We start from the raw sequence: 10,003 nt of genomic DNA, 5'->3' as shown, positions 1-10,003 counted from the left end.
GATCTCCTGGACCTGCCGGATCGACACGCCCTTGATCATCTTCTTCAGCACCTTCTGGGAAGCCGACTCCAGCCCCCACTCGACGACCCGGATGCCGGCCTTGTGCCACAGCTCGATGATTCCGGGCTCGAGGAACTGCGGCTCGAAGCGGGCATAGGTGAGAATGTTGACGTCGAGGTCGCGCTTGATCAGCTCTTCCGCGATCGCCTTGCCTTCGTGCACCTCCAGCATGTCGTCGACGAAGTGGAAGAAGCGCGTGTTGTAGCGCTTCACCAGGTACTCGATGTTGTCGACCGTGGTTTTGGCATCGTTGCTGTAGTACCCGGAATAAGTCTTGTAGTGGTTGCAGAAAGTGCATTTCGCGAAGGCGCAACCCCGCGAGGTCGACAGCGGCAGGGTCGGCAACAGGAATTTGTCGAGATCGTAGTCGTCGAAGTCGGGGCGGAACACCGAGAGGCTGATGTCGTAGCGGGCCTCATTGACCTTGATGTTGCCTTCCTCGTCCCGATAGACAACGCCGTCGATCTCCTCGACCTTCTTCTGGCCCCGCAGGAAGTCCAGCATCGTGGTTTCGGCCTCCTTCAGGAAGCCGTAGTCGATGTAGTCGTTGTTCTTGAGGTACTCTTCCTTGAAGGTCGAGACATCGGGACCGCCGACGACGATCTTGCCGACGATCAGCGGCCGCAGATGGCGGGCGAACCACAGCGTCGCCTTGCGCTGGATCTGAATCACCGAGAAGCCGACGATGCGCGGGTTGAGGGCCGCCACCTCGAGCACCTTGGCGTGCAGGAAGTCGGTCACGGGATTGGGGATCTCGCCACCCGTCTCGGCATGGGTCAGCGCCAGGTCGATCACGACGTGGAGCATGCCCGTCAGCACGAAGATCAGCGTCGCGATGCCGCTTTCCTGCTCGTCGCAGAAGACGCTCTCGTACTGGCGGGACTGGAGCTTCTTCTTCACCGCCTCGATGCGCGCGAAGCCGATGTTGTCGTCGATGTAATGCAGGTAGACGAGCGCGTTGCGGATGCGGTCGAAATCCGCGGGAACGTCGACATGCGCCTTGGCCAGCTCGGGCAGGAAGCGGTAGGCCAGGTCGTCCAGCATCTCCTTGGTCAGGAGGTGGTCGCGCAGCAGCACGTTGACGTCCTGCTGCTTCACCTTGAAGAAATTCCGCCTCAGCGCGCTGGTCAGCGTCGGCACCGCGAGATGCGGATAGTCCATGTTGTGGTTCGGCATCTTGAGCAGGACCACGTCGACCGTATGGACGTCGGACCGGCGGCCGGCCTGACGGCTCTCGGCCGTCGACCCGATACCGTCGTTGAAGGATCGAACTTCGTCGGGCATGCTTCGCTCCTTGTTCAGCTCGCGCGCTTTTCCGGCGCCGGTTCGGCCTCGTCGGCGCCGGCAGGCAGGGACCCGCTCTCGAGGATCCATTTGTTGTCGATGAAGACGGGGGACTGGCACTCGTAGGTGTCGGCGATCGAGTCGAGGTCGAACTCCAGCACGACGTTGTCGTTCTTGTAGCGCCACTTGTTGTAGAGGTCGAAGGAGGCGTGGCGCTCCAGGAAGGCCTGGTCGAACAGTTCCAGCCGGGCGAGCGCGTCACCCTCGATGCCGTATGAGGCGCGCAGCCGGGCGAAGTCGGCGGAGACGTCGGCCTGGCGCATCACCTGGCCGAGATGCCACAGCTCCTTCAGGGAGTAGAAGTGCTTGACGTAGCCTCCGCGGCTGCCGTTCACGGCGTCGTTGAGCTGGGGCCAGCGCGACCACATCTCCGCGATGCGCTCTTCCAGCCGTACCGCATCCGTCGAGGCGGCGTCGAACGGCACCTCCAGCAGCGGGAAGGGCCGCAGAACGCCTGCCGCGTCGTCGTCGCGCTCCAGCCGGTCGAGCTCGCCCCACAGCGTCTCCAGGCTCTCGTGGGGCGACTCCACCGTGATCGACAGCCGCCAGTCCACGATGTGCCGCCGCAGGACCGCGGTCGCCGACCTCATCCGTTCGGCCAGCCCCGCGAAACCGAGCCGGTCCGGGAAATGGGGAATCAAGGTGATGCGGGGGAGACGGCAGTCGAGTTCCTCGACGAAATCGACGAGGTCGTCCGTGACCCGATCCGACACGAGCACTTTGAAATTCGGGTCCGATTTCTGGGAGTCCTTGCCCTCCCGGAAGGCGTCGACGAGCGTCCTGATCCGCTCCCGGACTTCTTTCGAGTCTTCCTCGACCATGAGAAAGACGGTGAGATGGGCGTATGGAGTGCTATTGTACCACTCCAGCTCCGAACTTATGAAGTCCTGCATACCAAGGTCTGCAGTTTGTGTTAGTACAAGCTCTGCAGTTCGCTTACGAGGCATTTGAAATTTTCCTCCATATACCGCCTCGGGACGAATTCGAGTTATCCCGTCATTGGATTTATCCTATGATAGGAGAATTGGTGAGTCCAGTTCCTTTGACCAGGACGAAAGGCGTTGCATAGGCATGGCGAGACCCCCGTTCCAAGCGGAAAGGCGGCGCCATCAAATCGTCATAAAGTAAACGTCAGCGAGAGGACGAACTCGTCGCGAGCGGCGTCAGCAGCAGCCGGGCCGGCGCGCTGGCCTCGCACCAGACGACGGCGTTCTGGCCGTGGCGCTCGGCAAGGGCCACGGCCTGCGCACGATCGAGGTCGAGCAGGAGCAGCCCCGGCTCGGGCGGCCAGGTGCCGTCGTCGCCGCGCCCCTCCTGGGGCAGCGACCGCCAGCCATGCGCCGCCGCTTCGGCGGCGAGCCGCGCCGCGGCGGCCTCGTTCTCGGCGCGCGGCCGTGGACGGCTGAGAGGGTTCCAGGCGGTCACGAAGACGGCCGTCCGGGCGCCGAGTGCGGCAAGCAGCCGGTCGAGCCCGGGGCTCGCCTCGTCGATGCGGACGACGACGTCGCCGCCTTGCCGCGGCACCACGTAGGCGGTCGCCCGGTAGGCGGCGAGGAGGTCGTCGTCGAGCATGCCCCGATGGTGGGGTCAGCCCGGCTCGAAATCCAGGCCGATGTCCAGGTTTGGCGCGCTATGGGTGATCCAGCCGACCGAGACCATGTCGACGCCGCTCTCGGCGATGGCGCGGACCGTCTCCGGGGTCACGTTCCCCGACGCCTCGGTGATCATGCGGCCGCCGACCATCGCGACCGCGCGGCGCAGCGTCTGCGGGTCCATGTTGTCGAGGAGCACGGCGTCCACCGGATCGCGCAGCAGGATTTCGAGCTGGTCGAGCGTGTCGACCTCGACCTCGATCCTGACCATGTGGCCGAGCCTGGAGCGCAGCCTTTCCAGCGCCGGCCCCAGCCCCCCGGCGGCGACGATGTGGTTGTCCTTGACCAGGACCGCGTCGTCGAGGCCGAAACGGTGGTTCGCGCCGCCGCCCATGCGCACGGCGTGCTTCTCCAGCGCGCGCAGCCCGGGCGTGGTCTTGCGGGTGCAGGCGATGCGCGCCCGCGTCCCGGCCACCGCCTCGACCAGCGCGCGGGTCGCGGTCGCGATGCCGCACAGCCGGCCCAGCAGGTTGAGCGCCGTCCGCTCCCCGGTCAGGATCGGCCGGGCCGCGCCCGACACGACGGCCAGCACCCCGCCGGCCGGGACGTCGGCGCCGTCGGCCAGCAGGGGTTCGACCGCCAGCGCGGGATCGAGCATCCGGAACGCCGAGAGCGCCGCGTCGAGGCCTGCCACCCTGCCCGCCCCGCGCGCCGAGAAGCGCGCGACGGCACGCGCGTCGGCCGGCACGGCCGCATCGGTCGTGAGGTCGCCCGCGCAACCGAGATCCTCGGCGAGTGCCGCGCGCACCACGGGTTCGTACATCAATGGATAGAGCATGCCTTCACCATCGGCTGGGCGGCGAGCGGGTCGGGTGCAGGCACCCCCGAGACGTCGCCGAGGGTCAGGAACCGCCGCCGGGCCTCGGCTGCGGGCGTGGGGAAATCGCGCCGGAAATGAGCCCCCCGGCTCTCCTGCCGGTCGAGGGCGGCCCGCGCGACCAGACGGCCGACCAGGAGCAGGTTCCGCGCCTCGCCCCAGCGGCGGACCGCCTCATAGCCGGATGCGCCGCCGGGCGCGGCCGCCAGCGCCGCCTCGTCCCGCGCGATGCGGTCGAGCGCGCAGCCCAGGCCGTCCGCGTCGCGAACAAGGCCTGCCCCCTCGTAAAGGGTGGTGCGCAGCCCGGCGGCCAGATCCGCGGACAGGGCCTCGTCCGGGACGGCCGGGACCGCGGGCACCGCGACCGGAGGCGGTGCCGGGAGCGCCCGGCCGGCGACGTCCGCGGCCACCCGCGCACCGAAGACCAGGGCTTCCAGCAGCGAGTTGGAGGCCAGTCGGTTGGCGCCGTGGACGCCGGTCGAGGCGACCTCGCCGCACGCCCACAGGCCGGCGACGGAGCTGCGGCCAAGATCGTCGGTCGCCACCCCGCCCATGTGGTAGTGCGCGGCGGGCGCTACGGGCACCGGCTCGCGCGCGGGATCGAAGCCGGCCTCGGCGCAGACCGCACGCACGGTGGGAAAGCCGTCCGGCCGCCCCGCCAGCACGGCGCGCATGTCGAGAAGCACCGGCTCGCCGGCGGCGACCCGGCGCCATACCGCACGGGCGACGACGTCGCGGGGCGCCAGCTCGGCATCCGGATGCTCGTCGGGCATGAACCGCCGGCCGGCGCCATCGACCAGCACCGCGCCGGCGCCCCGCAGCGCCTCGGTCAGCAGCGGCATGCGCGCACTCGTTCCGCCGGCCGCCAGCGCCGTCGGGTGGAACTGCACGAATTCCGGATCGGCGAGGACGGCGCCCGCGCGTGCCGCCATGGCGAGCCCGTCCCCGGTCGCCTCCGGCGGGTTGGTCGTACGCAGCCACGCGGCGCCGATCCCCCCGGTCGCGAGCACGACGCGGCCGCAACGGTGGAAGATCCAGCCGCCCCGGCGGTGGAAAGCCAGGACGCCGCACACGCGGCCATCGCGCACGACGAGGTCGGCGGCGAAGGCTTCCGTCCCGACGCGGACCGACGGCGCCGAGGCGAGGCGGCGGACGAGGTCGCCGACCAGGAGGCGCCCGGTCGCGTCCCCGCCGGCATGGACGATCCGCGCCCGGCCGTGGGCGGCCTCGCGGCCGAGCAGCGGCGCACCATCCGCGGCCCGGTCGAACGGCGCGCCGGACGCGAGCAGGTCGCGCACCCGTGCCGCCCCTTCCTCCGCCAGCAGCCCGGCGGCGGCGGCATCGACCAGCCCGGCGCCGGCCGCGACCGTGTCGGCGGCGTGGTCGGCCGGCCCATCCCCGGGGCCGAGCGCCGCCGCGACGCCGCCCTGGGCCCAGAGGCTGGACCCGCCCGCGAGGCCGGCCGTCTTCGTCAGCACCAGGACCGGCGCCGGTGTCGGTACGGACGCCAGGGCCAGCGCCGCCGTCAGCCCGGCGAGGCCGGAGCCGAGCACGATCGCGCCGGCTTCCCGCACGGCGATCACGGCACGGCCCTCAGCGAGGACGGACGGCGAGCATGCGCTCGACCGCGCGGCGGGCCCGGCCGGCGACCGCCGGATCGATCTCGACCCGGGGCTGCAGCGTGCGTAGCGCCTCCAGGATGTTGGACAGCGTCACCCGCTTCATGTGCGGGCACAGGTTGCAGGGGCGCACGAACTCGACGTCGGGCACCGCCGCGGCGACGTTGTCGCTCATCGAGCATTCCGTGACCATCAGGACGCGGCGCGGCCGGCCCGCCACGACGTGGTCGATCATGTGCGCGGTCGAGCCGACGAAGTCGGCCGCAGCCAGCACGTCGGGCGGGCATTCGGGATGGGCGAGGACGACCAGGTCGTCGAAGCGGTCGCGATACTCCCCGATCTGGGCGCCGGTGAAGCGCTCGTGGACCTCGCAATGACCCTGCCAGGCGATGATCTCGACCTTCGTGCGGCTGGCCACGTATTTCGCCAGGAACTCGTCCGGCAGGAAGATCACCCGGTCCACGCCCAGGGACTCGACCACCTCGACCGCGTTGCCCGACGTGCAGCAGACGTCCGACTCCGCCTTCACCTCGGCCGAGGTGTTGACGTAGGTGACGACCGGCACGCCGGGCCAGCGCTCGCGCAGCAGCCGCACGTCGGCGGCCGTGATCGACTCCGCGAGCGAGCAGCCCGCCCGCATGTCCGGCATCAGGACCAGCTTGTCGGGATTCAACAGCTTGGCGGTCTCGGCCATGAAATGCACGCCGGCCATCACGATCACGTCGGCCTCGGTCTCCGCCGCCTTGCGGGCGAGCGCCAGGCTGTCGCCGACGATGTCGGCCACGCCGTGGAAGATCTCGGGCGTCTGGTAGTTGTGCGCAAGGACGACGGCGTTGCGCTCGCGCTTCAGCTCGGTGATCGCATGGACCAGCGGCGCGTGGAACGGCCATTCGATCTCGGGGACCACGCGGCGGAGCCGATCGTAGACAGGTGCGGTGGCACGCGCGATCTCGGGTGTGTAGTCGAGGGTTGCGGCGAGGCTCATGATCGGCTCCGGGGCAATTATGCTTTTAAAGAGCATATATCGTTGATGCTCAATATGAGCATATCATGCATATACTCGATACGAGCAGATTGGCAAGAGTTCTTCGGAGGAGACCGGCAGGCCAGCCTCACGGCAGGCTCACGGCAGCCTCGACCGGCGCCGGTGCGAAATCCGCATTGACCGCTGTTATGAACGTCATTAATTTAATGACATTCATTTACGGAGAGGCAGCCATGAACACCGCCGCGCCCTACGCTTGCGCCGCGCCCCGGGCACTGGCGCTCGGATCGCTCGCCGGCCTCGTCGTCCTGAAGCTCGTGATGCTCGGCGGCCTCTACTCGCGCACGCCGCCCTTCCCGCCGGAATTCCTGTCCCCGTTCATCGGAGCGACGCTGGCCCTGGCCGCGCTGGGCGCGGTGCTGCTGGCCTCGAACTCGCGGTGGTTCTTCGTGCCGACGGTCGCCTTTGCCGCCGCGTCCCTGCTGTCCTACGGCCCGCACAAGCTGTATCCCGGCGAAAACCCGTTCTTCTTCGCCCAGACACCCACCGTCTATCCGGCGATCGCGGTCGGCTCGATCCTGATCGCGACGCTGATCGTGTCGAGCCTCCGCCTCCGCAAGCACCTGTGAGACGGCGACCATGCAGGCGGATCGCATCCTCCCGTTCGCCGGCATCCTTTGGTTCGGCCTCATGGCCGGGTTCTTCTGGTCTTTCTCGGCGGTGGTCATGCCGGGGCTCGAGCGCGCCGAACCGGCGGTGGCCATCGCCGCGATGCAGGACATCAACGTCGCCGTGAGGAACCCGTTGTTCGGGATCGGGTTCTTCGGGGCTGCCCTGATCGCCGTCGCGCTCATGGTGCGTTCCGCGTTCATGGCCCGGTTCGCCGGAGCCGTGAACGCGGCCTCCGGGCTGGTCTATCTCGTCGGCGTGCCGGGCGTGACCGTGCTCGGCAACGTGCCGCTGAACGAGGCGCTGGCGGCCGTCGACCCGGCGGCGGGAAGCGCCGCCGCCGCCATGGCAGACTACCTGCGCGACTGGATGGGCCTCAACCACGTCCGCACGGCCGCCGCCCTCGTCGCCACCGCGATGCTCCTCTGGAGCTTCGGGCACGGCAGGCGGGCGGAGGCCTGACATGGCCCGGCCGCGCAAGGACCAGCAGATCGACATCCGCGGACGGGCCATAGAGGAGGCGACCCGCCTTCTCGAACGGACGAGTGCCGCGGAGTTGACCATGCAGGAGGTGGCGGCCGCAGTCGGCTGCCGCGCCCCCGCCCTGTACAACCACTTCCGCAACAAGGACGACCTGCTCCGAGCCGTCCACGATGCCGGCTTCGAGCGGCTCTTCGCCGGCAAGCTCGCCCTGGCCGGCCGTTCCGCGATCGGCGCGTTCGAGAGACTGCGCGCCGGCGGCATCGCCTACATCGCGTTCGCGCTCGAGAACCCGTCGCTCTACCGGCTGATGTTCGCACCGCCGCCGTCCGACGGTGGCGGCGAGGCCGCCGAAAATCCCTTCCGGAACGATCTCGGGCTGAAGTCGCTGGCGTTGCTGCGGGCGAGCATCGTCGGATGCCAGGGTGAGGGATACCTGCCCGGACAGGACCCCGACGTCGTCGCCTTCACGCTGTGGTCGGCGGTCCATGGCGCGGCGTCGCTGATGCTGCAGGACCGGGCGCCGGTTTCCGAGACGGTCGACGGCGACCGCCTGGCCGGACGGGTCGTCGACACGATGATGGCCTTCGTCGCCGCTACGCGGCAGCCCGGTCCGGATGCGACATGACGGGCCGGGCTTTCCACGGACCGGCCGTCGTCACGCTTCTTCCCCGGCCCCGGCCCCGGCCCCGGCCCCGGCACGCTCGCGCACGGCCTCGCGGCGGAAGCGGAACAGCTCGGCCGGGCGGCCGCCGGTCCGGCTCTCGATGCGGCCGGTCGGCTCGACCAGGCCGCCGGCGACGACGAGGCGCCGGAAATTCTGCTTGTGCAGCCGGTCTCCGGACAGGGCCTCGACGAGTTGCTGCAGGCGCAGCAGCGTGAATTCCGGCGCCAGCAGCTCGAACACCAGCGGGCGGTATTTCAGCTTGCCGCGCAGGCGCGACAGCGCGGTCGCCAGGATGCGCCGGTTGTCGGCCGCCATCGGCCGGCCGAGGGCCCGCGGCGGCTCGCCCGGCGCCGGCGGCAGCTCGGCGCCGAAACCTGCCGCATCGGCCGCATCGCGGTCGCGCTGCGCCTCCACGACCAGGCCCGCCTCGTAGAGCAGCTCGTAGCGCTCCAGCACGCGCTCGCCGTCCCAGTCGGGCCCGTCGAGGCCGAAGGCGGTGGCCGCACGCTCCATCCGGTCGTCGCGCAGCATCGGCCGCTCCGCCCGCTCGATCCAGCGCCGCAGCGCCGGCACCACGACCCGGTCGAGAATCGCGGGGCGGTCGTCGCGCCAGTCCTCCCAGGGCAGGTAGTCGTACCAGTCCCGCCATTCCGCCCCACCGGCCGTCGGCGGGGTCTCGCGCACGAGCGCCAGATAGCCGACCGAGACCAGCCGCGGCCCGCCCGCCAGTTCGCCGGGGCCGCGGAACCGGTCGCCGAAGGTGTAGAGCTGCTCGACGTAGCGCAGCGCCAGGCCGGTCTGCGCCTCGACCCAGCCGCGCAGCCCGCTCTGGAGCGTGCGGTGGCGGACGGGGTCGAACGGACCGGAAGGCAGCGCATCGCGATGCGGCGCGGGCGCGTCGGCCGCCGGCGGGTCTCCGTCGCGCACCACCAGCACGCGCGGCGTCTCGCCGGTGACCGCGACGACCACGGCCGTCAGGTCCAGCGCAATCCCGCCCGTCGCCGCTCGCGTCACCCCGTCCTCCAGCATCGCCGTCGGCCCACCCCGTCAGCACGTGTGTCGCAACGGCGCAGCCGTGGTGCAAGCCGAAACGGACCGCGGGATCAGAACGGGTCCAGTTCCGTGTCCCAGTAGAGGAAGTCCCGCCAGCTCTCGTGCAGGAAATTCGGCGGGAAGCCCCGGCCGTTCTCCTGGAGATGGTACGCGGTCGGCTGGAAGGGCGGCGACAGCGGGATCATCCCGCATTGGTCCGGCAGCCGGTTGCCCTTGCGAAGGTTGCAGGCCGAGCAGGAGGTGACGACGTTGTCCCAGGTCGTCCTGCCGCCCTTGGAGCGGGGAATGACGTGGTCGAAGGTCAGCTCGTGGGTCGGCCCCGGCTCGCCGCAGTACTGGCAGCTGAAACGGTCGCGCAGGAAGACGTTGAAGCGGGTGAAAGCCGGACGACGGGCGGCGGGGATGTATTCCTTCAGCGAGATCACGCTGGGCAGCCGGATCTCGAAGCTGGGGGAGCGGACGACGCGGTCGTATTCGGAGATGATGTTGACGCGGTCCAGGAACACGGCCTTGACGGCTTCCTGCCAGGACCAGAGCGACAGGGGGAAGTAGCTGAGCGGGCGGAAATCCGCGTTCAGCACGAGAGCCGGACAGTGATCGGGTGGTGGAGCCAAGTCCACGCCCTCCTCTGGTTCCCGACCCGGATCGGCGCCGCGA

11 protein-coding genes are annotated in these 10,003 nt (G+C 69.8%); 3 read left to right on the top strand and 8 right to left on the bottom strand.

The annotated features are described in order from the left end of the window. The 6 genes from VGO20_RS03775 to nadA form a co-directional block, all read right to left on the bottom strand. On the bottom strand, positions 1-1,344 hold a 1,344-nt coding region (locus tag VGO20_RS03775; RefSeq protein WP_327500955.1), incomplete at its 3' end, for a B12-binding domain-containing radical SAM protein. A gap of 14 nt (positions 1,345-1,358) precedes the next feature. Beyond that, positions 1,359-2,225, bottom strand: coding sequence for a hypothetical protein (locus tag VGO20_RS03770; protein WP_327500954.1), 867 nt, complete (start codon positions 2,223-2,225; stop codon positions 1,359-1,361). 310 nt (positions 2,226-2,535) lie between these two features. Further along, positions 2,536-2,976, bottom strand: a complete 441-nt coding sequence (locus VGO20_RS03765; protein ID WP_327500953.1) for a DUF3293 domain-containing protein — start codon at positions 2,974-2,976, stop codon at positions 2,536-2,538. Positions 2,977-2,991: 15 nt separating this feature from the next. After that, positions 2,992-3,834, bottom strand: coding sequence for a carboxylating nicotinate-nucleotide diphosphorylase (gene nadC, locus VGO20_RS03760; protein ID WP_327500952.1), 843 nt, complete (start codon positions 3,832-3,834; stop codon positions 2,992-2,994). Further along, on the bottom strand, positions 3,819-5,456 hold the full coding sequence (locus VGO20_RS03755) for an L-aspartate oxidase (RefSeq protein WP_327500951.1): 1,638 nt from the start codon (positions 5,454-5,456) through the stop codon (positions 3,819-3,821). The genes nadC and VGO20_RS03755 overlap by 16 nt, the downstream gene beginning before the upstream one ends. A gap of 10 nt (positions 5,457-5,466) precedes the next feature. Further along, positions 5,467-6,477, bottom strand: a complete 1,011-nt coding sequence (gene nadA, locus VGO20_RS03750) for a quinolinate synthase NadA (RefSeq protein ID WP_327500950.1) — start codon at positions 6,475-6,477, stop codon at positions 5,467-5,469. A gap of 233 nt (positions 6,478-6,710) precedes the next feature. Here nadA and VGO20_RS03745 point away from each other — a divergent pair, with 233 nt between their 5' ends. From VGO20_RS03745 to VGO20_RS03735, 3 genes are read left to right on the top strand one after another with little or no spacing between them, the layout of a single operon-like run. After that, positions 6,711-7,106, top strand: coding sequence for a hypothetical protein (locus VGO20_RS03745; RefSeq protein WP_327500949.1), 396 nt, complete (start codon positions 6,711-6,713; stop codon positions 7,104-7,106). A 10-nt stretch (positions 7,107-7,116) separates the two neighbouring features. Then, positions 7,117-7,608, top strand: coding sequence for an anthrone oxygenase family protein (locus VGO20_RS03740; protein WP_327500948.1), 492 nt, complete (start codon positions 7,117-7,119; stop codon positions 7,606-7,608). A gap of 1 nt (position 7,609) precedes the next feature. Then, positions 7,610-8,254 carry a TetR/AcrR family transcriptional regulator gene (locus VGO20_RS03735; RefSeq protein WP_327500947.1) on the top strand — a complete coding sequence of 215 codons (645 nt, stop codon included), beginning with the start codon at positions 7,610-7,612 and terminating at the stop codon, positions 8,252-8,254. Between the two features lie 30 nt (positions 8,255-8,284). Here the strand turns inward: VGO20_RS03735 and VGO20_RS03730 are convergent, their stop codons facing one another. Next, positions 8,285-9,307 (bottom strand): NUDIX hydrolase, encoded by a 1,023-nt coding sequence (locus VGO20_RS03730; protein ID WP_327500946.1) that lies wholly within the window; start codon positions 9,305-9,307, stop codon positions 8,285-8,287. A gap of 89 nt (positions 9,308-9,396) precedes the next feature. After that, positions 9,397-9,960, bottom strand: a complete 564-nt coding sequence (locus tag VGO20_RS03725; protein WP_327500956.1) for an HNH endonuclease — start codon at positions 9,958-9,960, stop codon at positions 9,397-9,399. Positions 9,961-10,003: the final 43 nt, after the last annotated feature.

This window comes from Arenibaculum sp., from assembly GCF_035998295.1.
GTDB lineage: Bacteria > Pseudomonadota > Alphaproteobacteria > Azospirillales > Azospirillaceae > DASYHS01.
The sequence above is the reverse complement of the archived record's forward strand: the minus strand, read 5'-3'. Positions and strand labels throughout refer to the sequence as shown.

Coding starts and splice junctions, on each gene's coding strand:
- VGO20_RS03770 (WP_327500954.1), bottom strand. CDS start 2,225: ATGGTCGAGGAAGACTCGAAAGAAGTCCGGGAGCGGATCAGGACGCTC.
- VGO20_RS03765 (WP_327500953.1), bottom strand. CDS start 2,976: ATGCTCGACGACGACCTCCTCGCCGCCTACCGGGCGACCGCCTACGTG.
- nadC (WP_327500952.1), bottom strand. CDS start 3,834: ATGCTCTATCCATTGATGTACGAACCCGTGGTGCGCGCGGCACTCGCC.
- nadA (WP_327500950.1), bottom strand. CDS start 6,477: ATGAGCCTCGCCGCAACCCTCGACTACACACCCGAGATCGCGCGTGCC.
- VGO20_RS03745 (WP_327500949.1), top strand. CDS start 6,711: ATGAACACCGCCGCGCCCTACGCTTGCGCCGCGCCCCGGGCACTGGCG.
- VGO20_RS03740 (WP_327500948.1), top strand. CDS start 7,117: ATGCAGGCGGATCGCATCCTCCCGTTCGCCGGCATCCTTTGGTTCGGC.
- VGO20_RS03735 (WP_327500947.1), top strand. CDS start 7,610: ATGGCCCGGCCGCGCAAGGACCAGCAGATCGACATCCGCGGACGGGCC.